Annotated in this window: 24 protein-coding genes; 14 read left to right on the forward strand and 10 right to left on the reverse strand. The window is 41.7% G+C overall.

The annotated features are described in order from the left end of the window. The first annotated feature begins 4 nt into the window (after positions 1-4). From J6836_RS02845 to fghA, 5 genes are all read left to right on the forward strand, one after another. On the forward strand, positions 5-1,069 hold the full coding sequence (locus tag J6836_RS02845; protein WP_219246652.1) for an oxidoreductase: 1,065 nt from the start codon (positions 5-7) through the stop codon (positions 1,067-1,069). A 154-nt stretch (positions 1,070-1,223) separates the two neighbouring features. Further along, the gene (locus J6836_RS02850; RefSeq protein ID WP_219246654.1) at positions 1,224-2,141 is read left to right on the forward strand and encodes a bestrophin family protein; all 918 of its coding nucleotides are present in this window, start codon (positions 1,224-1,226) and stop codon (positions 2,139-2,141) included. Positions 2,142-2,302: 161 nt separating this feature from the next. Beyond that, positions 2,303-2,575, forward strand: a complete 273-nt coding sequence (frmR, locus tag J6836_RS02855) for a formaldehyde-responsive transcriptional repressor FrmR (RefSeq protein ID WP_219246657.1) — start codon at positions 2,303-2,305, stop codon at positions 2,573-2,575. A gap of 16 nt (positions 2,576-2,591) precedes the next feature. Continuing rightward, entirely contained in the window at positions 2,592-3,704 is a 1,113-nt protein-coding gene (locus tag J6836_RS02860) for an S-(hydroxymethyl)glutathione dehydrogenase/class III alcohol dehydrogenase (protein WP_219246660.1), read from the forward strand. A 10-nt stretch (positions 3,705-3,714) separates the two neighbouring features. Further along, positions 3,715-4,548: an S-formylglutathione hydrolase gene (gene fghA / locus J6836_RS02865; protein ID WP_219246661.1), complete on the forward strand. Its 834-nt coding sequence runs from the start codon at positions 3,715-3,717 to the stop codon at positions 4,546-4,548. Between the two features lie 79 nt (positions 4,549-4,627). Here fghA and J6836_RS02870 read toward each other — a convergent pair whose 3' ends face one another. From J6836_RS02870 to hemP, 8 genes are all read right to left on the reverse strand, one after another. Further along, a complete protein-coding gene (locus tag J6836_RS02870) occupies positions 4,628-4,846 on the reverse strand; it encodes a HEAT repeat domain-containing protein (protein ID WP_219246663.1) in 219 nt (72 codons plus the stop codon). A 308-nt stretch (positions 4,847-5,154) separates the two neighbouring features. Beyond that, positions 5,155-5,370, reverse strand: coding sequence for a HEAT repeat domain-containing protein (locus tag J6836_RS02875; RefSeq protein ID WP_219246665.1), 216 nt, complete (start codon positions 5,368-5,370; stop codon positions 5,155-5,157). 279 nt (positions 5,371-5,649) lie between these two features. After that, on the reverse strand, positions 5,650-6,438 hold the full coding sequence (locus J6836_RS02880) for a heme ABC transporter ATP-binding protein (RefSeq protein ID WP_219246668.1): 789 nt from the start codon (positions 6,436-6,438) through the stop codon (positions 5,650-5,652). A 3-nt stretch (positions 6,439-6,441) separates the two neighbouring features. Further along, positions 6,442-7,443: a FecCD family ABC transporter permease gene (locus tag J6836_RS02885; RefSeq protein WP_219246670.1), complete on the reverse strand. Its 1,002-nt coding sequence runs from the start codon at positions 7,441-7,443 to the stop codon at positions 6,442-6,444. After that, positions 7,440-8,261, reverse strand: coding sequence for a heme/hemin ABC transporter substrate-binding protein (locus tag J6836_RS02890; protein WP_219246671.1), 822 nt, complete (start codon positions 8,259-8,261; stop codon positions 7,440-7,442). Before J6836_RS02890 ends, J6836_RS02885 begins: the two co-directional genes overlap by 4 nt. 17 nt (positions 8,262-8,278) lie before the next feature. Beyond that, positions 8,279-9,328, reverse strand: a complete 1,050-nt coding sequence (locus J6836_RS02895; protein WP_219246672.1) for a hemin-degrading factor — start codon at positions 9,326-9,328, stop codon at positions 8,279-8,281. A 26-nt stretch (positions 9,329-9,354) separates the two neighbouring features. Beyond that, entirely contained in the window at positions 9,355-11,373 is a 2,019-nt protein-coding gene (locus tag J6836_RS02900; RefSeq protein WP_219246673.1) for a TonB-dependent hemoglobin/transferrin/lactoferrin family receptor, read from the reverse strand. Between the two features lie 361 nt (positions 11,374-11,734). Next, entirely contained in the window at positions 11,735-11,908 is a 174-nt protein-coding gene (gene hemP / locus J6836_RS02905; protein WP_255586312.1) for a hemin uptake protein HemP, read from the reverse strand. Between the two features lie 242 nt (positions 11,909-12,150). Here hemP and J6836_RS02910 point away from each other — a divergent pair, with 242 nt between their 5' ends. The 9 genes from J6836_RS02910 (at position 12,151) to J6836_RS02950 (ending at position 23,830) form a co-directional block, all read left to right on the forward strand. Next, positions 12,151-12,780 (forward strand): NAD-dependent dehydratase, encoded by a 630-nt coding sequence (locus tag J6836_RS02910; protein WP_219246677.1) that lies wholly within the window; start codon positions 12,151-12,153, stop codon positions 12,778-12,780. A 150-nt stretch (positions 12,781-12,930) separates the two neighbouring features. Next, positions 12,931-13,956 carry a UDP-glucose 4-epimerase GalE gene (galE, locus tag J6836_RS02915; RefSeq protein WP_219246679.1) on the forward strand — a complete coding sequence of 342 codons (1,026 nt, stop codon included), beginning with the start codon at positions 12,931-12,933 and terminating at the stop codon, positions 13,954-13,956. 12 nt (positions 13,957-13,968) lie between these two features. Continuing rightward, positions 13,969-15,021, forward strand: coding sequence for a UDP-glucose--hexose-1-phosphate uridylyltransferase (locus J6836_RS02920; RefSeq protein WP_219246681.1), 1,053 nt, complete (start codon positions 13,969-13,971; stop codon positions 15,019-15,021). A gap of 91 nt (positions 15,022-15,112) precedes the next feature. Then, on the forward strand, positions 15,113-16,264 hold the full coding sequence (gene galK, locus J6836_RS02925; RefSeq protein WP_219246683.1) for a galactokinase: 1,152 nt from the start codon (positions 15,113-15,115) through the stop codon (positions 16,262-16,264). A gap of 20 nt (positions 16,265-16,284) precedes the next feature. After that, entirely contained in the window at positions 16,285-17,316 is a 1,032-nt protein-coding gene (gene galM / locus J6836_RS02930; RefSeq protein WP_219246685.1) for a galactose-1-epimerase, read from the forward strand. Positions 17,317-17,451: 135 nt separating this feature from the next. Next, positions 17,452-18,456, forward strand: a complete 1,005-nt coding sequence (locus J6836_RS02935; RefSeq protein WP_219246687.1) for a substrate-binding domain-containing protein — start codon at positions 17,452-17,454, stop codon at positions 18,454-18,456. A 278-nt stretch (positions 18,457-18,734) separates the two neighbouring features. Next, positions 18,735-20,366: a sodium/sugar symporter gene (locus tag J6836_RS02940; RefSeq protein WP_219246689.1), complete on the forward strand. Its 1,632-nt coding sequence runs from the start codon at positions 18,735-18,737 to the stop codon at positions 20,364-20,366. A gap of 324 nt (positions 20,367-20,690) precedes the next feature. After that, a complete protein-coding gene (locus tag J6836_RS02945) occupies positions 20,691-22,298 on the forward strand; it encodes a GMC family oxidoreductase (RefSeq protein WP_219246692.1) in 1,608 nt (535 codons plus the stop codon). A 560-nt stretch (positions 22,299-22,858) separates the two neighbouring features. Next, positions 22,859-23,830: a fimbrial protein gene (locus J6836_RS02950; RefSeq protein WP_219246694.1), complete on the forward strand. Its 972-nt coding sequence runs from the start codon at positions 22,859-22,861 to the stop codon at positions 23,828-23,830. Between the two features lie 347 nt (positions 23,831-24,177). On the opposite strand, the gene istB is transcribed toward J6836_RS02950, so the two are convergent. Both istB and istA read right to left on the reverse strand, forming a co-directional pair. After that, positions 24,178-24,954, reverse strand: a complete 777-nt coding sequence (gene istB / locus J6836_RS02955; protein WP_166697141.1) for an IS21-like element helper ATPase IstB — start codon at positions 24,952-24,954, stop codon at positions 24,178-24,180. Continuing rightward, a complete protein-coding gene (gene istA / locus J6836_RS02960) occupies positions 24,951-25,973 on the reverse strand; it encodes an IS21 family transposase (protein WP_219244838.1) in 1,023 nt (340 codons plus the stop codon). Before istA ends, istB begins: the two co-directional genes overlap by 4 nt. Positions 25,974-26,079: the final 106 nt, after the last annotated feature.

A 26,079-nucleotide genomic window follows, 5' to 3' on the forward strand; every position in this document is an offset into this window, starting at 1 on the left:
AATTATGAGCAAAGAAATTAATGTTGCACTGATTGGTTATGGGTTTGTGGGGAAAACATTCCATGCACCTCTAATTCAGTCAGTTGATGGCTTGAACCTTGCTGTTGTGGCTTCCAGTGATGAGGACAAAGTAAAACGTGATATTCCAAATACCACGGTTATTGCATCTCCTGAAGAGGCGATTCTTCGCCCTGATATTGATTTAGTTGTGATAGCTAGCCCAAATTCAACTCATGCACCATTGGCAAAACTGGCAATTGAAGCGGGTAAAAATGTGGTGGTTGACAAGCCATTTACCCTTGATATGCAAGAAGCTAGGGAATTGATTGAACTAGCGAAAGTACATAATGTCTTGCTATCGGTATTTTATAACCGCCGCTGGGATAGTGATTATTTGGCAATAAAAGAAGTCATCGAACAAAAACAGATTGGTGAAATAAAACATTTTGAATCACACATTGACCGCTTTCGCCCTGAAGTGAGAGTACGTTGGCGTGAACAAAACTTGCCAGGCAGTGGTTTATGGTTTGATTTAGGCCCGCATTTAATTGACCAAGCACTGCAACTTTTTGGTTTACCACAATCAGTACAGGGTAACATTGCAACGCTAAGAAATAATGGCCAAATTAATGATTGGGCGCATGTGTTATTAAACTACCCAACTCATAAAGTGATCTTGCATTGCAGCATGTTAGCTGCTGGTGGGTTTACGCGTTTTACTGTACATGGCGATAAAGGCAGTGCAGTAAAATCCCAACCAGATCAACAAGAAAAACAATTGTTACAAGGAATAACGCCGCGAGATAAAGAATGGGGTGTGGATAATGACCCAATGATTTTAATTGATGAGACGTTATCTTCTAAGGCGCAACAAACGCCAAAAGGTGACCAAAGCCAGTATTATGTGAATATTCGTAATGCATTGAAAGATAATGCACAAAACCCAGTAACACCACTGCAGGCGTTAGCAGTTATGGCGGTGTTAGAAGCGGCAGTAAAATCAGCAGAGACTGGCTCTACACAGCCTTTAATGCTAACTGAAAATGAAATAGCGCAATGGCATAATTAATACGTGGGAAATAGCTGCTCTGGAAACGCCATCAGCTATTTTTTATTATTGGATAAGGTGCCAACTGTTAACCAACTATTACCTATAGATTATCAGTTTGATAAGTGAAATAATAAGTTTCATGTCGTTTTACTAAAAATATACTTATTACATTATGGTTATTCGCCCGCATCAGCACTGGTTTTTCCGGTTGTTCGATTGGCACGGTTCCGTGCTGTCAAAAATCACCTTTCGGTTATCCCTTAATATCATGATCTCAATTGTTGCCGTATTAAGTTACCAATGGTACGAACAATTAGGTATTCATTTAACTATCGCGCCTTTTAGTTTATTAGGGATAGCCATCGCTATCTTTTTAGGTTTTCGTAATAACGCATGCTATAGCCGTTTAATTGAAGCAAGAACACTCTGGGCAAATTTGTTGATTAACCAACGCAATATTTTAAGAAATATTAAAGGGTTATTACCAAATGACAAAGCCGCACAAAAAGAATTTGCGCACTTATTGATTGCTTTTGGATGGAGCTTAAAGCATGAGCTAAGAAAAACTAGCCCCATTGTTGATTTATATCGGCTGCTGCCGCGCGCTATTTTTGACGAAGTTATTCGTAGTCCATTCCCAACCAGCCGTATTTTAATGCAGATAGGGCTGAAGGTAGGGGAACTGCGTGATAATAAAGTGATTAGCGACGTATTATTTCAAGCAATCAATAAAGATATTAATGCGTTATCAGACGTTTTAGGTGGCTGTGAACGTATTTCAAATACACCGATACCTTTTGCTTATACTTTGATTTTGCAACGCACTGTGTATTTATTTTGTACGCTATTACCGTTCGCGTTGGTGGTTGATTTACATTATATGACCCCATTTGTTTCGGTATTTATTTCGTATACCTTTTTAGCATGGGACTCATTAGCCGAAGAGTTGGAAGACCCTTTTGGGACATCTGCGAATGATCTACCATTAAATGCGATTTGCAATAGTATCGAGCGAAATGCAATGGACATGCTCGATCTCAAGCCGCTCCCTCCAGTCAATAAACCAGACAAATATTTTAATTTGCTGTAATTCCTAGCGCGATATACCGATAAATGGCAGAACGAAATTCAATGCGTTTTGCCATTCTCTTTATTTATTATTTTTCAAAAATGTAAATCCGATAGGGTAATTCTGTACAGATAATCCTATAGATACTATACTCCCCCTATGTATATGAAGAGGGCTTAACGATGCCACATTCACCAAAAGAAAAGAAAGCGGTATTGACGCGCGTTCGAAAACTTAAAGGGCAGCTATTAGCATTGGAGTCTGCACTCGAGGACGAAGCGGAGTGTGCCGCAATTTTGCAACAAATTGCGGCCATCCGCGGTGCCGTTAATGGGTTAATGGCGGGGGTACTCGAAAGCCATTTGCGCGAAGGGCTTCAAGAGTCTGCCACCACACAGCATCAAAAAGAGTCAGTTGATGATGCTATTTCACTTATTCGCACTTATTTGCGTTAAATAAAAAGGAACAACGATGAAATCACGTGCAGCAGTCGCATTTGGTCCTGGTGAACCACTGAAAATTGTCGAACTCGACGTTATGCCACCTCAAGCTGGAGAAGTTTTAGTTAAAATCAGCCATACGGGTGTTTGCCACACAGATGCATTTACACTTTCAGGGGATGACCCTGAGGGGCTATTCCCTGTTGTGTTAGGCCATGAAGGTGCTGGGGTTGTGGTTGAAGTGGGTGAAGGCGTGACGAGTGTCAGCGTCGGTGACCACGTTATTCCATTGTATACTGCAGAGTGCGGAAAATGCGTTTTCTGTGAGTCAGGCAAAACGAACTTATGTGTGTCTGTCCGTGCAACCCAAGGAAAAGGTGTGATGCCTGATGGAACAACACGTTTTTCCTATAATGGTCAGCCTGTTTATCACTACATGGGCTGCTCAACATTCAGTGAATATACTGTTGTTGCCGAAGTATCGCTCGCTAAAATCAATCCAGAAGCAAAACACGAAGAAGTGTGTTTACTGGGGTGTGGCGTGACGACAGGAATTGGTGCAGTGCATAACACCGCAAAAGTGCAAGAAGGTGATTCTGTTGCAGTGTTTGGCTTGGGTGGTATTGGTTTAGCGGTTATCCAAGGGGCAAGACAAGCCAAAGCGGGGCGCATTATTGCCATTGACACGAACCCGACTAAATTTGAGTTAGCTCGTCAATTTGGTGCGACAGAGTGCTTAAACCCGAAAGACTTTGATAAGCCTATTCAACAAGTATTGATTGAAATGACCGAATGGGGTGTCGATCATACCTTTGAATGTATTGGTAATGTGAATGTCATGCGTGCTGCATTGGAAAGTGCTCACCGTGGTTGGGGGCAATCCATCATTATTGGTGTGGCAGGTGCTGGACAAGAAATTTCAACTCGCCCATTCCAATTGGTGACAGGCCGTTCATGGCGTGGAACTGCATTTGGTGGCGTGAAAGGGCGCAGCCAATTGCCAAAAATGGTTGAAGATGCCATGAAAGGGGATATTGATCTGGCGCCATTTGTGACTCACACATTGCCGCTTGATAGCATTAATGAGGCTTTTGATTTAATGCATGAAGGCAAATCAATCCGTACCGTCATTCATTACGAATAAGGAGCTATTGATGGAGAGAATTGAGCGCCACGCTTGCTTTGGTGGCTGGCAGGATGTTTATCAACATCAATCAACGGTGTTAGGCTGTGAAATGAAATTTGCTGCTTATTTACCGCCACAGGCTCAAACGCAGTCTTGCCCTGTGATTTATTGGTTGTCAGGGCTGACATGTAACGAGCAAAACTTCATCACGAAAGCAGCAGCTCAGCAATTTGCCGCAGAACATGGTGTGGTTCTTATTGCGCCAGATACCAGCCCAAGGGGCGAAGGTGTGGCAGATGATACTGCCTATGACTTGGGGCAAGGGGCTGGTTTTTACGTCAATGCATCCCAAGAACCTTGGAAACGTCATTATCAAATGTATGATTATATCGTTTCAGAGTTACCCGCTTTAGTGGAAAGCCATTTACCTGTGACGGATAAACGCGCGATTTCCGGGCATTCTATGGGGGGGCATGGGGCGCTAATGATTGGTTTACGTAACCCTGAGCGCTATTGTAGCTTGTCTGCATTTGCACCGATTATTGCGCCTTCACAGGTACCTTGGGGGCAAAAAGCCTTTACTGCGTACTTGGGAGATGACACAGCAAAATGGCATCAATATGATACTGTTGAGTTACTTGGCAAAGCGGCAACAACCCTGCCAATACTTGTCGATGTAGGCCTTGCAGATCCCTTTTACCATGAGCAATTAAAGCCAGAGCTGTTAGCAACGGTCTGTGAACAAAAGCAATTTGATTGCACATTGCTTTTGCGTGATGGCTACGACCATAGCTACTATTTTATTAGCAGCTTTATTGGCGAACATATTGCTTTTCACGCACGTCATTTAAAACAGGTGTAATAAATATAGAAGGGTAGGATTATAAATAATTTTACCCTTCTATTATCCTCTTGTTATAGTTCGCATAAATATATTTTTGTTATTCATTATCATGATTTAAAAGCTTACTCACAGCTTTAATCGCGCTAATCGCAACATCCCTATTTGGGTCATTGCACAGTTCTAACAAACGACCCATGGTATTCATTTGCTTTATTGGTAACTTGCAATCACCAAGCGCTGAAATTGCCGCTATTTTGACATCGTCATTTTTTCGATTGGTTAAATCGAGCAGTGTGTTGATGACTTGTTTATCCATTATCCATCCTACGAAATTATGTTATAAAAAATGAACTAGTTAAATATACTGATATTTAATATATATTAGCATTTAAGTTCAATAATATTGATATTATCAAAATATTTAATCTAAAAATATAAAAAAAAGCGGATGGAATGAAAAGAGATATAATTTATTGGTTTTAATCATAAAAATGATTGAATGCCCGAGGGTATGCCTACCTGGATTTCGGGTGTGGTAAGAATAAATCGGGATTTACGGGAGAAAGATGAGTGAGAATATTATTTGATTAGTTAACGAATTAACTTAATCGAAGGCTAAGGTTTTTATTCAAAATGCTCAGATAATTTACTTAATGCTTTAATCGCAGATACAGCCACATCTTTATTTGGGTCTTTGCATAAATCAAGAAGACGATGAATCGCAATTTGTTGTTCAACAGTTGCACGGTAATCCCCTAACGCCGAAATGGCAGCAATTTTTACGTCATCATTGCCACGATGCGTCAATTCAATCAATGTTTGGATAATATTACTTTCCATTTTCTGCCTTATTAGCCCATTTGTGTGTTTAGGCGTATTCTAGGGGAAAATTCTTAATATTTATCTTCAAATTTCAAATCGCTATCAATAGATTGTATTAATTTCACGCCTTTTTAGAGAGGTAAATGAACAATTGAGTTATCGTTTACACTTGAGCATAACAAGATGATTATAAAATGAATAGTTTAAGAAAAACAAAAGAATAGAGCAATTTATAGTGAGGGGGAGATAAAGGCACGTTGTTAATGTGCCCTTAGTCGTTACAACAGAATAAAACCATTAATGGCGCAAATAGATATGAGGTGTATCATTTTCAGGATGTTTGCTTACCCCTAAGTCGGCTTGGTACCAACGAGTGAGATTTTCTGTTGTTAATACTTCCGTTGGCGTACCACTGGCGACTAACTCCCCTTCGTGAATTAAATAAACACGATCGGCGTATAACGCGGTTAGGTTTAAATCATGTAGCACACAGCACACGCCAATAGGGCGTTCGCGGGTTAGTTGGTGCAGTAGACGTAAGCTATGTTGCTGGTGGTATAAATCCAGAGCCGACGTAGGTTCATCTAAAAATAAACAGGCGCCTTGGCTTGTGGGCTGCCATAACTGTGCCAACACACGTGCTAATTGAACGCGTTGTTGTTCACCGCCAGAAAGCTGCCGATAATCGCGGTGGCGCAACACTTGGCAATGGGTTAGGGATAACGCCTCTTCAATAGCAATTTGCTTGTGTTCGGAACCATAAGGGGTACGCCCCATGGCCACGACATCTTCAACAGTGAATGCAAATTGCAAATTGCTATGTTGCTTCATTACCGCACGTTTGCGAGCTAGCTCATTGCCTTGCCACTCTTTTAACGAGCGCCCCTCTAATAGGCAAACACCTTGTGTAGGTGTTGTATAGCCAGTTAACAGTTTTAATAGGCTGGATTTCCCTGCACCATTGGGGCCAATAATGACTACCATTTCATGCTGTTTTATCGAAAGGCTTATATTGTTAATCAATGCCTTATCGTCGATTTGATAAGTCAGGCTCTGTGCCTCTAATAAAATAGATTTATCTTGCATCGTCTAAATTCTCCCCGCAGGTTGGCGTAAAATTAGCCATAAGAAGTATGGCCCACCAATCAGCCCAGTGAGCAGACCAACAGGGATTTCAGCAGGGGCGACTGCGGTACGGGCAATGGTGTCGGCGATTAACAATAGCGCAGCACCGACAATGGCTGACCCCGGTATTAACCAACGGTGGTCGGGGCCTAATGTCATACGGATTAAGTGTGGAACCACTAACCCAACAAAGCCAATCACGCCACTCATTGCTACCGCACATCCGACTAATAAGGCACTGAGAAACAGCAAAACAAATTTCGCCCGTTCAACATTCAAACCTAGGTAGTGAGCATCTTCATCCCCTAACTGGAGGATATTGAGCTTATTTCCCTGCCATAAACACACTAGGGTGACAGGTAAAATGACCGTAGCGGCAATGGCTAACGACGTCCAATCCACATTCCCCAACGTGCCCATCATCCAGAGACTAAAGGTTCGAAGTTGCTGGTCATTACTGATATAACTCAGCACACCGATAAACGACATACACAGTGCATTAATTGCGATGCCTGCGAGTAGTAAGCGTGCCAAGTTGCCGCTGGATGAACGGTTTAAACTAAAAATAATTAACGAAACAATTAAGCTGCCAATAAAAGCCGCCGCGATATGGCCATAGTTTTGCATTACCGCTGGTAATGAAAAAGATAAAACGATAAAAGCGGCAACGGCTAATGCCGCACCACTACTGATGCCTAGCAAACTGGGATCCGCGAGTGGATTACGAAAAAGCCCTTGCATAATGGCGCCAGACACAGCCAGTGCTAGCCCCACTAAAATGGCAATTAAGACTCGCGGTAAACGAATGTTTAGCCAAATTTGCCAGTCAGGATCGGTGGCAGAAGCTTGCCACAGTGTACTGAATGAAAAGTTTATCGGCCCTGCGTTAGATGCAATAAACGTCAGGCCACAAAGCACGAACAATAAAATTAGAATAACAAATAAAGGGCGCTTAAAACGGATCATTGGGACTTCTCTAATGCCTCACGTAGTTGTTGCATGACTTTTGGTGTGCCTAAACTAAACGTTAGCATGCCCACATCATCAACGACGGCGAGTGCTTTATTTTTCCCCGCAGGCGTCATAGCAATACCGGGTAAGTTCCACACGCGATCAACGCCACCTAATGATTTAATACCTTCTTCGGTGAAGACAATTAAGTCAGGTTGGCTAGACAATAAGCCTTCTGAGGAAAGCGGGCGATAGCTATCAAAATTGGCCATCGCATTTTTCGCACCAATTGCTGTTATCATGCTATCCACCGCCGTTTTTTTCCCCGCTGCTAAGGGGAGAACACCACCATGGCTCATGATAAACAACACTTTTTTATCAATCGGTGCCGTGTTGACTTGGCTAAGCGATTGATTGAATTTATCCACCAATTGCTTGCCTTGCTCAGGCTTGCCAACCGCAGCGGCAATGGTGGTGATTTTTTCTGGAATGGCTTCTAAACTCGGTTTCCCTGTCACTTTGATGACTTTAACGCCGCTTTTTTCTATTTGCGTTAACGCCATGGACGGTTTTGCTAATTCACTGGCGAGCACCAAGGTTGGGCGCATTGAAAGCACGCCTTCAGCGTTAAGCATTCGCATATACCCAACGTCAGGCAGCTTGGTCGCTTGCTCTGGGTGCAGGCTGGTACTGTCGCGGGCAACAAGTTGGTCTTGTGCACCAAGTTCATAAACTATCTCTGTCACATCACCACCGAGGGTGACAATGCGCTGCGCAGCATAAGAACTGAACGAGACAAACAGGACTGATAAGGTTAGAAGCCATTGTTTCATAATAAATTACCTAAATTTTAAATGCGGGGTAACGCAGTGACTTGCTGGCGCCATTGTTCTTGCTCTGGCGTACCTTCAGTGCGCTGACCGTACATTTGTGCGATTTGATTCCCTTCAATATCGAAAACTTCAAGGCTAGTCACAAAGCCATCTTGCGTTGGTTTGCGTGTTACCCAGCACTCATGAATGCCGTTTTCAATCATGTGTAAGGTAAAATCAGGATTGAAAATGTTGAGCCATTTCAAGTCTGAACCTTCACTCTGATATGGCATGATTTTTTTGATTTCACCAGTGAAAATTTGCACACATCCACGGTTGCCCACAAAAATCATGATTTCGTTCTGGTCATTGAACGCAGTATTAATCAGCTGATTGAAGGAATCGGTCGGCACTTTCCAAGCTAAATCATCACTCACGGCGGCGAAAACTTGCTGGCGGCTCAAGTTATTCTTTTTCAATAAAACAAAAAATTGGTGCACATCTGTCATGTTGCGCCATTCTTGTTCTAATTGTTGTTTTAGCTCATCGCTAACGGGTTGGTTAGTAAATGGCGTAGCGGGTACATGGGTTAATTCACTGTTATCTTGCGTCGCATACTTCTCAATCAGTGCTTGCCATGCCGCCATATCAGTTTCATCTGTGGTGTAGACTTTATGCAGTGCATCACCTTGTTTATCAAAGAATTGGATACTGTGGCGCTCACCGTGTTTGGTGTCTTCTGTCAGGGCGAAAATCGCATCCCAATGGGAAAAAAACATACGTAAATCAAGGGCGCGAGGGTTTAAAATCAAACCACCGTGAGGGCTGAATGTCGCATTGTCATAACGACCTACTTGCTCATGCACCACGTATTCGTTGCGGGTAATGGCTTTGACTTGGCCAACTGCGGCTAATTCAGTCAATAACGTTGGCGCGTCAACCTCTAAACGCACGGCGTTATCATGACCCACGCGGCTGTGCAGCAACTGGGCTTCAGAAATATTTAGGTAAGCGGCAAGATCACGAGCGTATTTGGCTTTGTTATCTGCTTTGGCTTGTTGGTAACGCTCAAAAATGGTTGGATTCACATTTATCTCCTTAATATTATTATGAATTACCACTGGAAGCTGACCAGTAGCTTGGCATTACGTCCATCTTGAGGAATGCCCTGTGATGAGTAATATTCTTTGTCGAAGGCATTGCCTAACACCACGCTGGTGCCTAAACCTTTGAGTTCGCCGTCACCTTTGTAGCTAACGTAGAAATCATGGACGGCATAGCCAGCTTGTTGTTTAGCTTCAGAGGCCTTATTGAAGTCGGTATGGCGGGTAAATTCCCCTAACCAGCCCACGGAAAAACCGCTATTAGCAACAGGAATTGACAGGTTACTGGTTAATGACTCTGGTTTGATTGACGTAATTGATTTACCGTTATACTCGTTCTTACCTGTTGTACGGTTGTAGGCTAAATTCCAGGTGAAATAATCTGTTTTATAATCCAGTGATGCATCTACACCCCAAATTTTGGCGCGTTTATCATTGATTGACATGGTGTAATTATTTTCTGGATTTCTAAAATCAGGCTTAGGTGTGACATAAGTATTGATATAATCCTTGGCTTTTGTGTCAAAGTAGCTGGCTTTAAATTGCAGGTTATCCCTTTCCATCAATAAGTCGTCAAAACGTAAGCCAAAGCCGTATTCAGCGGTGCGTGTTGATTCGGGTTTTAGATTTGGATTTGGCCGCCATTTATTCGCAATTGGCCCGATACGAAAGTGTGTTTCATCGTTATACATTTCCATCATTGTCGGCGCACGGAAGGCTTCAGAGTAGGATGCAAATAGCATGGACCAATCTGTTGGTGTAATACTTATCGCACCTTTCGATGACCATTTATCTGCTTTAACGTCCTCATTGCCTTTTGCTTTCGCTTTATAGTGGTCATAACGTGTACCCACAATAAATGACACGGGTAAATCTTTTAGGGCAATTTCGTCTTGTAAGAATCCAGAAGCAAAGGTGATATCCGCATCAGGGAATTGGGTTGTGTTTGCGTAAGGGGTTTGCTTTTGCTTATAAGCTTCGCTGCCGTAGGTGAAGTTATGAGCCGCCAGCGGTAAATCATAAACATTAGAGCGGTTATCAGCTTTTAAACCGTAAGTTTTTTGCGTGCGGCCTTCATAAGGGGTTCCTTTACCTTTAGCCGTAATATTTACCTCGGAATAATAAGGAGTGACTTTTAGGTTTAACCAATCTTGTGATGAAGGATTGAGCTGATAAGTCGCTTGGGCATCACGTTGGCGAGTAGTGCGGTTAACTTGTAGGTTATCTTTACCGACATTCAATTTCTGTGGGTTTTTAGGTTCATGAGCGTCGTTATTATAGTAACGAACTTGACCCGCAAGCTTCTGTGCATCATCTATTTGCCATGTGCCTTTGGCAAGTAGGTTAGCAATGGTTTCTTTGTTATCCATGTCATCGCCATTACTGAGGCGAATATCACCCACTTCTTTTGTTACAAAGCTGAAAACCCCATCAAGGTTATCGGTGCGCCCAAACGTTGTGCCACCAAAACCAAAGCTATGGTCGCCTGTCGCGGCTTGGGAAAAGACGCGAAAACCGTGATTTTGCCCATCACGTAACAAGTCTTTTGCATCAGCAGTTTCCCACGCAATCACCCCCCCCATTGCACCGCTACCATAAAGCAGGGCGGATGGACCACGAACGATTTCCACTTGCTTGATCAGGGCAGGGTCAATAAATGTGCCATTAACATGGCCTGTGTCGGTGCCTTGGCGAACGCCATCTACTAGGGTCAAGATCCCACGGCGGTCAAACCCACGCATGGAGACATCTTGCCCATTTGAACGACCAGTGCCTGCCACGTTAATACCAGGGACTTTGCGTAGAATATCATTGACCGTGCTTGCCGTTTGGGTTTCAGGTGAGTCATTTTTAATCACGCTCACCATCATCGGTGCATCAAAGCTATCACGTTCAGTCCCTGTCGCATAAACAGTCATGACGTCATTGCTTTTTTTAGTTGTTGAAGGTTCAGCCGCTTGTGCATGAGCGCTGGCGATGACACCTAAGATCGCGCTGGTCAACACGGATATCCGTAAAACATGAGACATAATGGTGACACTCCGTAAAAGTTTCATTTTTTGCTAGGTTAAGTAGCGGAAATAAAAGGCTATTTATGTAATGGCTAAAATACTTATGGACAGGCATGTAGCCCATCAGGGGGATAGGAGGTTGGCATTACATAGGGAGTTTCGAATGTAAGATGCGCAGGAATATCACAAAGTGTGCGAGTAATGATTGCGAATTTTACGTGGTCGGAGTATGACCTTTTTGTTTGCTTTTTGGATGAAGAACCAGCAAATACAGACGGCAGTTTAAACTCCATAGAAACCTATTCCTATGTTTTAGATTAAGCTGGCTGCCTGGATGAGTAACCTAGGTGGCTTGCGGATAAAATTTTTTGTTGGAACGTTACTTCGTTAAAATCAATTTACCTGTACGCGTTTGCCTTAACTGGTAAAGCTCGCCATTGTGCTGTATGGAAACCTTTCCTGCCGGCCCCAAGAGCTGTTGACTCTCTACGACGTCAGTTTTGATTGTTTGCTTGGCCGTTTCGGCGATATTTTCTGCAACTGGCGCTGTCATATTATTTACCATGCTAACTATACTGATAACAGAAATGATACTGAGAATGATTATCTTTATAATTATGCCCAATATCAAGTGATTTTCACAATCAAACAACAAAAGAGCTACAAAATGGGATATAGGCACAAAAATGCAGTATTTGCTTAGGTTATAAGGTATAAGAAGAAAAACGTATAACTGAAATAACGTTGTCATTATTGAGTTGTTGATCTCTTCAATTTTAAAACGGAGGGCGATTAATGAAAATATTACTAATAGGCGCAACTGGATTAGTGGGGAGCCATGTGTTAGAGCAAGCGCTTGCTGACCCTCGTATTAGCCAAATTATTACCCCTGTGCGTCATGAATTGCCTGTACACCCGAAACTATTCGCGCCAATTGTGAATTTTGACCAACTTCCCGATGAAGCCAATATTTGGGATGTGGATGCGGTAATTTGTACATTAGGGTCAACCATGAAAGTGGCAGGGTCAAAAGCCGCATTTCGCCAAGTTGATTACACTTACCCTTTAGAATGTGCAAAACTTGCCAAAAAATGGGGGTGCCCAACTTATGCGTTAACCTCTGCATTAGGTGCTAACGCGAACTCGCCATTTTTTTACAGCCGAATAAAAGGGAAGCTTGAACAAAGCTTAATCGCCTTGAATTTTGAGTCCTTGACATTAGTGCGTCCTAACGTCATTAGTGGGCATCGTAACCAAGAGCGCCTTGGTGAAGTGGTTGTTATCCGTATTATCTCTAGTTTATCCCGCATATTACCCGCTAGCTGCCAAATTAGCCCAGCCCAAAATATTGCTAGCGCCTTGTTAAATTCAGTTATTCATCCCGAAAAAGGGGGGAAAATTATTTCATCGAAACACCTCGCATAACAATTTTTTGAGCCATTTTAAAGAGGCCTTTATATTTTTGTGTAAACGTTTACACTAAGTCGAGGTTGATCACAGAAGTGGATGGCAACTCATTGCTATACTCCGCAGCAATGGCAAGTTTAACGATGAGAAAACGTATAGAGGTGAAAAATGAAACTGACTGAAGTGTTGGTCACAGGTGGGTTAGGGTATATCGGCAGCCATACTTGTATTCAACTAATAAAAGCAGGGTTTTCACCTGTTATCGTTGATAATTTATATAATGCAAAGCGCGAAGTCCTTAATCGTATTGAAAAATTAACGGGTGTGCGCCCTGTATTTTACCCGTGTGATGTTCGTGACGAGCAAACGCTCAATGATATCTTTGCCTCTCACCAATTTTATTCAGTGATCCATTTTGCAGGGTTAAAAGCAGTCGGTGAATCAGTCGAAAAACCAATTGAATATTATGATGTTAACCTAAATGGAACCCTGGTTTTAGTGCGCTGTATGCAAAAAGCGAACGTAAAGTGTTTAATCTTTAGTTCTTCAGCGACAGTATACGGGCAGCCTCATGCATTACCTATCACTGAAGATTTCCCGACAGGGAATACTCAGAGCCCCTATGGCACGAGTAAATACATGGTTGAACGTTGTCTTGAGGATCTCTTTCAAGCTGACAACACTTGGTCGATATCGGTTTTGCGCTATTTTAACCCTGTTGGTGCGCACCCTTCAGGAACACTCGGTGAAGACCCTCAAGGCATCCCTAATAACTTAACACCTTATATCACACAGGTTGCTGTTGGAAAAAGGGAAAAACTGGCTATTTATGGAAACGATTACCCAACCATAGATGGAACAGGGGTTCGGGATTATATCCATGTGATGGATTTGGCGGATGGGCATGTTGCTGCGTTACAGGGGGTTGGCCATAAAGCAGGGCTACATACCTATAATTTAGGGTCAGGGTGTGGCGTCAGTGTGCTGCAAGTATTACAGGCTTTTGAAAAAGCAGTAGGAAAACCCATCCCTTATGTATTTGAACCTCGTCGCGCGGGGGATATTGCGGAATATTGGTCAACCCCTGAAAAAGCTTATCGCGAACTTGGCTGGAAAACGCGCCGTACCATTGATGATATGGCGGTAGATAGCTGGCGCTGGCAATCAAATAACCCCAATGGTTATGGTGTATAGGAGAGTGATTGGATGAATACATTGCAATTTAACCCCTCAGACTGCCCTCATCGCCGTTATAACCCACTAACCGGGCAATGGGTGTTGGTGTCGCCTCATCGCGCCAAACGACCTTGGAGTGGTAGGGATGAAAAACCAGCGGTAGAAAAGCTACCCCATTATGATGCGGGTTGTTTTCTTTGCCCAACCAATACGCGGGTTTCAGGGGAAGTGAACCCTAACTATCAAGGGACGTATGTTTTTCAAAATGACCATGGTGCTTTATTGGCGGATGCCTGTGCACAACCGAAAAACCAGTCTGAATTATTCCAAGCTCAATCAGTAAGTGGTGTTAGCCGTGTAATCTGTTTTTCACCCGATCACAGTAAAACCTTACCTGAGCTTTCACTGCCTGAAATTGGCGGTGTAATAACGACGTGGCAGCAGCAGATTAGTGAGCTAAGTGAGCGTTATACATGGATTCAGGTATTTGAAAATAAAGGTGAAATTATGGGGTGTTCACAGCCTCATCCCCATGGGCAAATTTGGGCGAGTGACTTCTTGCCTAATGAAATTGAGCATAAAAACCATTTTTTATCTGAATATTATCAACGCCATGGCACTAACTTACTAATGGATTATGTCAACGCAGAGCGGCAGGATGGCTCTCGCATAGTGGTTGAAACTGAGCACTGGGTGGCACTAGTGCCATATTGGGCGGCTTGGCCATTTGAAACGTTATTATTGCCGAAACAACACATTAAACGAATGGATGAAATGAACGATGCCATTCGTTTGGACTTGGGTGTTGCGCTGAAAAAACTGACTTGTCGTTACGACAACCTATTCGAATGTTCCTTTCCTTATTCAATGGGGTGGCATTTTGCGCCTTATTTTAAAGAAGATAAAAATATCGAGCATTGGCAATTACATGCGCTGTTCTACCCGCCATTACTGCGTTCTGCAACCGTGAAAAAATTTATGGTGGGTTATGAAATGCTGGCAGAAACACAACGGGATTTAACCCCAGAACAGGCGGCTCAACGCCTTAGAGACGTTAGTGATAGGCACTACAAACAGAATTAAGCCTAATTGCATTGGTAGAAATACACCTAATTAATATTTGTTTGGTTTTTATTTTCCGAGCAAATCAATTTTATGATCAAGGAACACAATAATGGAATTACTAAAACAGACGGTTGCTAGTTCGTTTGAAAAAACATTTGGTTATCCAGCGGATATCTACGTGCAAGCACCAGGGCGCGTAAACTTAATTGGTGAACATACCGATTATAACGATGGCTTCGTTTTACCTTGTGCAATTGATTACCTAACCATGACAGCTGCATCAAAACGCGGAGATCGCATTATTCGCGTTGTTGCTGCTGATTATAATAATGACTGTGATGAATTTAGCCTTGACGATGAAATTACATTTTTACCTGAAAAAATGTGGGCGAACTATATCCGTGGAGTGGTTAAGTTCTTATTAGAACGTGGTTTTTCATTTAACGGTTGCGATATTGCGGTTAGTGGTAACGTTCCTCAAGGCGCGGGGTTAAGCTCTTCAGCCTCATTAGAAGTGGTGATAGGACAGACACTTAAGAGTTTGTATCAGTTAGATATTAGTCAGCAAGAGATAGCACTGAACGGTCAACAGGCAGAAAACCAATTTGTCGGTTGCAATTGCGGCATTATGGATCAGCTTATTTCTGCTTGTGGGGACGAAGGGCATGCCTTATTGATTGATTGCCGTAGCTTAGCGCTGTTTCCTATTTCCATCCCAGATGATTTGGTTGTGATGATAATCAATTCAAATAAACAACGAGGGCTCGTCGGAAGCGAGTACAACACGCGTCGTCAGCAATGCGAAGAAGCGGCAAAAACGTTTGGGGTTAAAGCATTGCGTGATATGAGCTATGAAGATTTTGTACAAAGAGAGCATTTATTGTCACCCCTTGTTGCGCAGCGTGCAAAGCATGTGATTAGTGAAAATGAGCGCACATTGTCGGCTGCTAAGGCACTGACAGAAAACAATTTATTATTGCTTGGTCAATTAATGGAACAATCGCATATTTCTATGCGTGATGATTTTGAAATCACCGTCAAAGAAATTGATACTTTAGTGGATATTGTGAAGTCGGTTTTAGGCTCTCAAGGTGGCGTACGCATGACAGGTGGTGGTTTTGGTGGCTGTGTGGTTGCCCTAATGCAACAGCACCTTGTCAAGCCTGTCATCAATGCGGTTGAATCACAATACGCAGATGCAACAGGTTTACATGCAGATATCTATGTGTGCCAACCAAGTAAAGGTGCAGGCGTTATTTAATTCGAGACAAAGGATTGTTTATGCAAAAGATTGACTTCGCGTCACCTGCTCCTACTGTCGTGACGTTAACTAACCGCCGTGGGATGCAAATTACACTGACAAACCTAGGAGCGAGTTGGCTAAGTTGTGTTTTACCACTCGAAAGTGGGCAGCGTGATGTTGTTTTAGGTTCCCCAAATATTGCCAAGCAAAGGGAGCAGGCGGTGTATTTAGGGGCGACGGTAGGTCGTGTGGCAAACCGTATTGAAAATGCGCAATTTTCGATTAATGGAATAGGATATAAGGTCACAAACAACCAAGGTCCACATTGCTTACACGGCGGAAAAGATAACTTTAGTTATCGAATATGGGGTGTTTCGCAGCAAAATGCACGCCAAGTGACTTTTTCGCTAGTTTCACCTGATGGTGACCAAGGCTTTCCTGGGGAGCTAAAGGTTGAGGTAATTTATGAATTAACGGAAGAAAACCAAGTGGTTATTCGTTATCAGCACCAAACAACACAGGCGTGCCCAGTCAATTTAACAAACCATACGTATTTTAATCTTGCAGGAGAAGGGGCGGGCGAAACGGTATTAGGCCATGAGCTCGAAATCCAGAGCGACTCTTACTTACCGACAGACTTAGACGGCATTCCGACAGGGGAATGGAAAAATGTGACCGATACATATTTTGACTTTCGCTGCATAAAGACAATTGGCCGCAATTTTTTACAAGATGCAGACCAAAAAGCGGCTCGAGGCTATGACCACACCTTTATTCTTGATGAGACATTAACTGATGGTCAGCAACCTGTTGCATCGCTGTATTCTCCTGACAGGGATGTACGAATGGATATTTTAACGACGATGCCATCAATGCAGCTATATACAGGAAATTATTTAAATTCAGTGGCAGGAAAAACGGGGGAATATACCCCTTATTCAGGGGTCGCATTTGAAACGCAATTTCCTCCTAATGCGGTAAATCATCCTGAATGGGGATCACAATACAGCCCGATTTCACAGCCCGAACAGATTTATATCAATGAAACGAGTTACCAATTCATTTTCTAAAATTATTGTTTTTGTATTCAACACCGCCATTTGGCGGTGTTTTCTTTTGATATAAACAACTTTATTATGCGTAATGCCATTGTTTTTAATCCTAGCACATTGTTTAATAAGCCATCCTAATTGCAGAGGTGCACGATGGCGACAATCAAAGATGTAGCGAAAGAGGCGGGCGTTTCCGTTGCAACTGTTTCACGGGTGATCAATAAGTCACCAAAGGCGAGTCAAGCCTCGATTGAATCAGTGAATAAAGCCATGAATAAGCTTGGCTACCGCCCGAACGCTGCTGCACGTGCCCTCGTCAATCAAAGTTCAAACACTATTGGTGTGCTAGTTAACGATGTTTCAGACCCGTTTTTTGGTGTGATGGTCAAAGCCGTCGATGCGGTGGCTCACAAAAATGGTAAACACATTTTAATTTGTAATGGTTACCACAACGCAAAAGAAGAGCGGCAATCAATCGAGTTGCTGATTAATAATCGCTGTGATGCATTAATTATCCATTCTAAAGCTCTTTCTGATGATGAACTGATTGAATATGCGAAAGAGGTTCCCAGTATGGTATTGATAAATCGCCATATTGAGGAAATTGGCAATCGCTGCATTTCATTGAATAACTACAAAGGGGCGTATTTAGCAACGGAACATCTTATTCGCCATGGTCATACGAAAATTGCTTATATTTCGTCGAACCATCAAATAGAAGATGCGGTACAGCGTTTATTAGGCTACCGCGATGCCTTGAAAAATAACGGAATAACGCTTTCGGATAGCTATATTGAATACGGCGTGCCTTATGGTGAAGGCGGTGAACAAGCCATGACCAATTTACTTACCAAATCTTTGGAGATAACCGCTGTAGTGGGGTATAACGATTTCATGGCTGCAGGCGCAATTGCGGTACTCGATGAAAATGAAATTAATGCGCCTGATCAGGTGTCCGTGATTGGTTTTGATGATGTCTTAATCGCTCGTTATATTCATCCGCGCTTAACTACCATTCGCTATCCTATTCAAATGATGGCAGAAAAAGCCACACAATTAGCCCTTTCTCTCGCTCGTGGTGAAAAGATAGCGGGTGATAACTTAATTTATTCTCCCACTCTCGTTCAGCGAAACTCAGTTCGCCCGCTTCATTCTTAACTGCCATACCGTGATAAACATTAAAAAGTCATATTTAATGATAACGTTTACATTTATTTTTGACGTTTATCACGTCTTTGAGGATGTTTCTAATTTTTCCTTACCTAAATCGTCTCTTTTACCTTTATGTAGGCATTGAACCTGCAGGGTTTGTGTAGATTTAACGTGTTAAATAGCCATAAGTAAGAAGATTGTGAAAATATGTGATTCACATAACGGAGTTATTTTGTGGTAACGTTTACACTAACTTCGTTATCACTTGGCGAAGGAAATTTATTATGCAGACAGAAGGTGTTGGATTAAGCACTTTAGACTACGGGATATTCATCCTGTATGTGCTAATCATTATTACCGTCGGGCTTTGGGTATCCCGAGATAAAAATGGGCAAAAAAAAGGAACAAAAGACTATTTCTTAGCAGGGAAAACGTTGCCATGGTGGGCAATTGGTTCATCTTTAATCGCAGCAAATATCTCCGCAGAGCAGTTTATCGGTATGTCAGGCTCCGGTTTTTCTATCGGATTAGCCATTGCGTCTTATGAGTGGATGGCAGCATTGACGCTGATTATCGTTGCTAAATATTTTATGCCTGTGTTTATAGATAAAGGCATATTCACTATTCCTGAGTTTGTTGAAAAACGCTTTAATAAAACATTAAAAACGATCTTAGCGGTATTTTGGCTGGCATTATTTATCTTTGTTAACTTAACATCAGTACTGTACTTAGGCTCATTAGCATTACAAACTATTCTTGGCATTCCAATGCATTATGCTATTTTTGGTTTAGCATTGTTTGCCGTTATTTACTCCCTGTATGGCGGTTTGTCTGCAGTTGCATGGACCGACGTGGTTCAAGTTTTTTTCCTAATCCTCGGTGGTTTCTTAACCACGATTATGGCTGTGAGCTATATTGGTGGCGATGCAGGTTTGTTTGCCGGTATGAGCCGAATGGCGAGTGAAGCACCAGCACACTTTGAAATGATCTTGAGCCAAGATAACCCTCAATTTAGTAACTTACCGGGCATCGCGGTATTGATTGGTGGCCTATGGATTGCGAACTTATATTATTGGGGCTTCAACCAATACATCATTCAACGCGCATTGGCAGCTAAATCCATTGGTGAAGCTCAAAAAGGTTTGGTGTTTGCCGCATTCTTAAAACTCATTGTACCTATTCTTGTGGTTTTACCAGGGATTGCTGCATTTGTGATTGTCTCTGACCCTGCATTGCTCGCTGGTTTAGGAACTATGGCCTCAGAACATATGCCAACCTTGGCACAAGCGGACAAAGCCTACCCATGGTTAACACAGTTCTTACCTGTGGGTGCGAAAGGTGTCGTGTTTGCTGCATTGGCCGCTGCGATTGTTTCTTCTTTAGCTTCCATGTTGAACTCTGTGGCAACCATCTTCACTATGGATATTTATAAAGAATATATTGCTCCTGCAACTGCCGACCATAAATTAGTGAATGTTGGGCGGATCAGTGCGGTTGTGGCGTTAATTATTGCTTGCTTTATTGCGCCGTTACTGGGGAATATTGGCCAAGCTTTCCAATATATTCAAGAGTATACTGGCCTAGTAAGCCCTGGGATTTTAGCGGTATTCCTGTTAGGTTTATTCTGGAAAAAAACCAATGCGAAAGGCGCGATTATTGGTGTGCTACTTTCCATTCCATTTGCATTATTCTTAAAACTGATGCCACTTGGAATGCCATTCCTTGACCAAATGATGTACACCTTCTTCTTCACCGCTGTGGTTATTGGTTTAATCAGCCTAACAACTTCAAAAGAAGATGACAGTAATGGTGCGATTGTTTTAACGTCTGAAACGTTTAAAACATCAACAGGGTTCAATATTGCATCCTACACAATCATGGTTATCCTGTGTGTGTTATATGCCCTGTTCTGGTAATTTGCTAGCGCGTTGACATAAATAGCTATGTAGCCCACGAAAGTGGGCTTTTTTGTCTTTAGGCTGAAATAATCAATGATTAACTCTCCATTGGGTTATTTTCTTATTAAAGTATTAATAATATAAGTGAGGCAGTTTTAGATACTTTGAATTTATTATATTTTGTTTAATTTCAATGTATTGGTCTTAATTTTTATAATTACAAAATAAATTGTTTTTGATTGAAATCACATTACGAGAACATCATTAATACATTAATAAAATAAAGGGTTATTGTTAACTCAATGTGTATTTATTGTTGCGTTTGCATAATGGGGCTAAATCATGAGTACAGAAAAATATGACTATATTATTGTCGGTGCAGGCTCTGCGGGGTGTGTATTAGCAGCTAGATTGATCCAAGAAACTCAAGCGCGTGTATTACTACTCGAAGCGGGTGGAAGTGATAACCATATGTTTATTAAGATGCCTGCTGGGGTCGCTAAAATCATCGCTCAAAAAAGCTGGCCCTATGAAACGGAGCCCGAGCCTCATGCAAATAACCGCAAAATGCAAATTGCCCAAGGTAAAGTTCTCGGTGGAAGTAGCTCCGTTAATGGCATGATTTATATTCGAGGCCAAAAGCAGGATTATGATAATTGGGCTGAGAAATATGGTTGTGAAGGGTGGGGGTATAAAGATGTACTGCCATGGTTCAAAAAAGCAGAGCGTAATGAAAGCCTGACAGGGGAGTATCACGGTACAGATGGGCCCTTACCCGTCAGTGAAAACCGTTACCGGCACCCACTTTCAATGGCCTTTATTCAAGCAGCACAAGAACATGGGTTGCCCTATGTAAATGATTTGAATGGTGAAAGCCAGCAAGGAACTAGCTTTTATCAAACGACGACCCACAACGGCGAAAGAGCCAGTACATCAAAAACCTATTTAAAATCAGTAGAAAAGAGTGAAAATCTAACCTTAAAACTCAACACACAAGTGAATCGAATTATTATTCAGGATGGCTGTGCCGTTGGTGTGGCTTATCAAGGAAAAAGTGGTCATGAAATCGAAGCTATTGCGGGTAACGAAGTGCTTATCTGCTCTGGTGCAATGGGGTCAGCAAAATTATTGATGCTATCAGGCATTGGGCCTGAAGAACATTTGTCCGCCTTGGGTATTGATACGGTGGCAAACTTACCCGTTGGTCAGAATTTTCATGACCATTTGCACATGTCGATTAATGTGACAACCAAGCAGCCAATCAGTTTATTTGGAGCGGATCAAGGCTTAAACGCCATTAAGCACGGCTTCGAATGGATGGCATTTCGCAGCGGGTTATTAGCGTCTAATGTTCTTGAGGGTGCTGCGTTTAAAGATAGCTGTGAGCAAGGTCGCCCAGATGTGCAAATCCATTTTTTACCCATTTTAGACAGCTGGGATGATGTACCCGGTGAACCGTTACCTGCCGCTCATGGTTTCACCTTAAAAGTGGGGTATCTACAGCCAAAATCTCGAGGCGAAATCCTATTACGCAGTAAAGACCCTCTAGCTCCTTTAAAAATTCATGCCAATTACCTTGCATTGCCAGAAGATATGGAAGGATGTAAGCGTGCGGTTAAGTTTGGTTTAGATGTTTTAAGCTCACCATCGTTACAAGCGGTTAGCCAAAACGTATTAATGCCACCTGACTCAGTGCGCCATGATGATGCTCAGCTTGAAGAGTTTGTACGTAATTTCTGTAAAACCGTTTATCACCCAGTGGGAACATGCCGTATGGGAACAGACACTAAAGATTCGGTGACGGATTTACGCTTACGTGTGCATGGTATTGAAAACTTACGAGTCGTAGACTGCTCTGTCATGCCTGAGATCCCAAGTGGCAATACCAACGCACCAACGATTATGATCGCTGAACGTGCAGCGGCAATGATTATCGAAGATAAAAAGTAAACGCTGCATTCTTGTATCGCATTCGAGATAGGTAATTTAAAGTGGTTACCTATCTTCCTCTTGTTGAGTTTAAAAATAAGATTAAGTGCAGAATTAATTGTCGCTACCCAATCCTTATAAATCACTATGTTGATTAGTTAATGCTAATTTAAGTATGCAGGCTAATAATTAGTGTTTTTGTCTATTCCATCAATGTAAAAATAATCTTGCTGCGTTTGAGAAATTTATCCTTTTGATTTAATTGATTTTATAATTATTTATTATATTTTGTTACATACTATGGAATAAATTAATAGTTCACCGATACAAAATTACACTAATCATGAGTATTATTCGTGGGAGATAACGTATATATATTAAATTCAGTTAAAAAACTGTGTGAGGTGTAGTCGGTAGTGACAAGTTTACTAAAATATGAAAACAAATTTGATAAGAGCGTATTGTTATTAGTGGGCGAGAGGGGATCTTCTAGCACACTCATCTGCATAGTTTCAATGTGGGGCAGGTGAATATAAATGTGTCCTATAAAATTATAGTGTTGTCCCTAGAGGAATAATTAAATGAAATCTCTTATGAGCAAAAAAATTAAGAATAAATTAAAGCTAGGGGTGTTTAGCTCGTTATTACTGACTTTCAGCACGCTTTCTTATGCAGGTGTTACATGTACGCCTAACGGAGAGTGGTTCCCCTTACCATTATTATCAATTGATATGAATACAACGCCTGGTGATATCCCAACTGGAACAAGATTAGGCTCTGGAAAGTCAGTGATATCATGGAATTGTAGATTTTCTGGCTCCCAAGCAGATAGAACTATTTGGTTTTATAATCAAACACCTGCGTCAATTAAAACTTACCTTACCTCTAGTGGAGTCCAGGTTTATCAGTCATCTTATGGTAATAATGAAGTGGAAATTACAGCACCAAATACCCCTCGGCTAATGGTGGGATATTGGGAGACAGGTAGTTTTTCAATAGCGCTGTGGCATAATTTTGTTATAAAGCGAGGAACTGGGCCATTAAAATCATTTGATACCGGCAATTTTACGCTTGGCTATCACTTGGATGGTGTGGGAAGCCGTATTGGTGACAACTACACTATCCGCCTTGTGGGGAAATTAATTAATTATTGCCCGACCCCTATTGTTACGATGAGTGATAAGGTCGTTGATTTTAAAGAGCTGACAACTGACCAATTTGAGAATAATAAAACAGTAAAAGAAAATTTTAATTTGATTTTAACCCCAATTTCAACGTGTGAAACTGCTTTAGAAGTTAGTGTTAAATTTCAAAGTAATAAAGGTGTGGTAAATAATAAATATTTAGTTTTTGATAATGGTTTACAGATGGCTATTACAGATAGAAGCTTGGGGCAAGAGATCCGGTTTGATCAAGAGTATTATAAAGGTGTTATTTCTCAGCAAAAACCAGGGAATTATCAGTATTCAGCTGAATTATCTAAAAAAAACAACGAGTCTATTAAACAAGGTCCGTTTAGTAATACAGTAAATGTCTTATTCTCATATAGATAATAAAAAGATGACCAAATACTTAAAGGCATCTGTAAAGTAATTTAAATAAGACCTAGTTCTATTGATAGGTATATTGATTGAATCAAAGGCTGCGAATTACGCAGTCTCTTTTTATTTAAGAGATCAGACTTATGTCCTGCTCCTGATGCTATAAATAATAACGTATGCTAATTACTTTTTATCATCAGGCAATGATGTAACAATATAGAAACTGTTTGTTGAAGAGCTAAATACTCCACTTGCGTCATTAACATTCGTCAATGAAGCTAATCAGTTCTACTGTCAATGGCAGTTTAATTTTGACCCCTTTAAGGATCCAGTTGGCAATTTAAAATTGACCCCATTGACTACACTTCAGATACTATTGGTGCAATGCCTATTTTACGCTTATCTTTTAAACGGTAGCTTTCACCACTAATTTGAATAACATGGCAATGATGTAGTAACCTATCTAACATCGCTGCTGTCAATGTCGTATCATTGGCAAATGCGCCTGCCCATTGACTGAAGGGCAAGTTGCTGGTTAATAACGTACTCCCTTTCTCGTACCGCTTTGCAATTACGTTGAAAAAGAGATTAGCCTCCTCTCGACCAAAAGGTAAATAACCAATCTCATCAATAATGAGGAGCTTGGGGCTCATAACGACCCGTTGTAGGTAAGCTTTTAATTTACCTTGATTATGGGCCGTTCCCAATTGCAACATTAAATCTGCAGCGGTAATAAATCGCGTTTTTACATTGGACATGATCGCTTTATAACCCAGCGCGATAGCTAAATGTGTTTTTCCAACACCACTCGGGCCCAGCATAACAACGTTCTCATGACGTTCAATAAAACTGAGACCTGATAATTCAATCAGTTGGGCTTTAGGCACACCGCTAGCAAAGTTAAAGTCATATTCCTCAAGTGTTTTGATATTGGGTAACCCTGCAAACTTCAATAATGCTGCCTTAGTACGCTGCATCTTAGCATTGAGTTCCTCGGTAAGAAGTTTTTCAATAAAGTCAGCATACGACCCTTCTTGTGCTAGGTGTTTTTCAGCAATCCTAGGCCAACTTTCCGGTAATGCGTAGAGCCCGAGTTGTCGACAAGCATCAGTAATCCGCTCAGATTGTAAATTCACAATGCCCCCTGTAAAAGTTGATCATAGACGCTAAGTGGATGCTGTAGACTTTCAAATGGCATCGGCATTGTATTTATCCTCTGATAGCCATAAACATTGCCAAACTTTATCGGCAATGGCAGTAAGCCATTCTGCTCTGTGATTAATCGTTGGTTCGGTACTTCACCAGTTGTACCGTGGACTCTTGCATTGGCAACTTGAGTCAACCAGTAACCGATATAACCATTTGCAGTTTGGACATCGAGTTGTAACTCTGACATCCTTAATGTTGCTTGTAATGGCACAACAAAGCTTGATTTTAGGTAACGGTTAAAACGTTCAACTTTCCCCTTTGTTTTAGCGCGATAAGGACGACAAACGGTTAGGTTAAAACCATAATCCTGAGCAAGAGATAAAAGTTTAGGGTTCCAACGATGCTCTCCTATTCGGTAAGCATCACGCTCAAGGATGATCGCCTTTGCGTTATCAAAAAGGACTTCATGAGGAACACCACCAAAAAACTCGAAACTACGTACCAATCCATCAATCCACGCATCAGTTCGTTCATTGTCATAAAAATGAACATAACTGGCGCGAGAATAACCAAGCGTTGCAACAAAGGCCTTTAATGCCTGTTTACCTCGCCGAATAATGGTAAAATCAACTTGCAATTGCTTTCCTGGCTCTGTTTCAAATCGCACAAGTGGCTCAGGCAATGCTTTAGGTTTTAAAGCTGCAAGATATCCACTCAATATTCGACGTTTTCCTTGATACCCCAAAGCAAGGAGTTCTTCATAAAGAACGGATGCAGGTATCCAATCAGGATGAGCCGCATCAATCCGAGACTGAATATAATCTTTAAATGGATCCAATTTACTTGGTCGATGAGCTTTACGCTGATAAACAGGTTTTGTATCAGTACGTTGCAAATACTTTTTAATAGTATTGCGCGCTAGACCTGTTTCACGAGCAATCCTTTTGATCGATTTGCCCTGTTGTTTGAGAACTTTTATCGTCACAACCCTCTCCTGAGTTAACATTGAAAAGCGGCCTCACAAGTAAAACCGCTATATTACGTCAGGGGTCAAGATTCAATTGCCAATATGGGGTCATTTTTACACTGCCAGTAACACTACTTCAAAATCA

This window comes from Providencia sp. R33, from assembly GCF_019343475.1.
Taxonomy (GTDB): domain Bacteria; phylum Pseudomonadota; class Gammaproteobacteria; order Enterobacterales; family Enterobacteriaceae; genus Providencia.

What these genes read in the sequence shown, in the direction of transcription:
- J6836_RS02860 (WP_219246660.1), top strand. Translation starts at nt 2,592, where the DNA reads ATGAAATCACGTGCAGCAGTCGCATTTGGTCCTGGTGAACCACTGAAA.
- J6836_RS02845 (WP_219246652.1), top strand. Translation starts at nt 5, where the DNA reads ATGAGCAAAGAAATTAATGTTGCACTGATTGGTTATGGGTTTGTGGGG.
- galM (WP_219246685.1), top strand. Translation starts at nt 16,285, where the DNA reads ATGCAAAAGATTGACTTCGCGTCACCTGCTCCTACTGTCGTGACGTTA.
- J6836_RS02920 (WP_219246681.1), top strand. Translation starts at nt 13,969, where the DNA reads ATGAATACATTGCAATTTAACCCCTCAGACTGCCCTCATCGCCGTTAT.
- J6836_RS02940 (WP_219246689.1), top strand. Translation starts at nt 18,735, where the DNA reads ATGCAGACAGAAGGTGTTGGATTAAGCACTTTAGACTACGGGATATTC.
- J6836_RS02870 (WP_219246663.1), bottom strand. Translation starts at nt 4,846, where the DNA reads ATGGATAAACAAGTCATCAACACACTGCTCGATTTAACCAATCGAAAA.
- J6836_RS02850 (WP_219246654.1), top strand. Translation starts at nt 1,224, where the DNA reads ATGGTTATTCGCCCGCATCAGCACTGGTTTTTCCGGTTGTTCGATTGG.
- J6836_RS02950 (WP_219246694.1), top strand. Translation starts at nt 22,859, where the DNA reads ATGAAATCTCTTATGAGCAAAAAAATTAAGAATAAATTAAAGCTAGGG.
- J6836_RS02900 (WP_219246673.1), bottom strand. Translation starts at nt 11,373, where the DNA reads ATGTCTCATGTTTTACGGATATCCGTGTTGACCAGCGCGATCTTAGGT.
- fghA (WP_219246661.1), top strand. Translation starts at nt 3,715, where the DNA reads ATGGAGAGAATTGAGCGCCACGCTTGCTTTGGTGGCTGGCAGGATGTT.
- J6836_RS02880 (WP_219246668.1), bottom strand. Translation starts at nt 6,438, where the DNA reads ATGCAAGATAAATCTATTTTATTAGAGGCACAGAGCCTGACTTATCAA.
- J6836_RS02910 (WP_219246677.1), top strand. Translation starts at nt 12,151, where the DNA reads ATGAAAATATTACTAATAGGCGCAACTGGATTAGTGGGGAGCCATGTG.
- J6836_RS02890 (WP_219246671.1), bottom strand. Translation starts at nt 8,261, where the DNA reads ATGAAACAATGGCTTCTAACCTTATCAGTCCTGTTTGTCTCGTTCAGT.
- galK (WP_219246683.1), top strand. Translation starts at nt 15,113, where the DNA reads ATGGAATTACTAAAACAGACGGTTGCTAGTTCGTTTGAAAAAACATTT.
- galE (WP_219246679.1), top strand. Translation starts at nt 12,931, where the DNA reads ATGAAACTGACTGAAGTGTTGGTCACAGGTGGGTTAGGGTATATCGGC.
- istA (WP_219244838.1), bottom strand. Translation starts at nt 25,973, where the DNA reads ATGTTAACTCAGGAGAGGGTTGTGACGATAAAAGTTCTCAAACAACAG.
- J6836_RS02875 (WP_219246665.1), bottom strand. Translation starts at nt 5,370, where the DNA reads ATGGAAAGTAATATTATCCAAACATTGATTGAATTGACGCATCGTGGC.
- J6836_RS02885 (WP_219246670.1), bottom strand. Translation starts at nt 7,443, where the DNA reads ATGATCCGTTTTAAGCGCCCTTTATTTGTTATTCTAATTTTATTGTTC.
- J6836_RS02945 (WP_219246692.1), top strand. Translation starts at nt 20,691, where the DNA reads ATGAGTACAGAAAAATATGACTATATTATTGTCGGTGCAGGCTCTGCG.
- frmR (WP_219246657.1), top strand. Translation starts at nt 2,303, where the DNA reads ATGCCACATTCACCAAAAGAAAAGAAAGCGGTATTGACGCGCGTTCGA.
- J6836_RS02935 (WP_219246687.1), top strand. Translation starts at nt 17,452, where the DNA reads ATGGCGACAATCAAAGATGTAGCGAAAGAGGCGGGCGTTTCCGTTGCA.
- hemP (WP_255586312.1), bottom strand. Translation starts at nt 11,908, where the DNA reads ATGACAGCGCCAGTTGCAGAAAATATCGCCGAAACGGCCAAGCAAACA.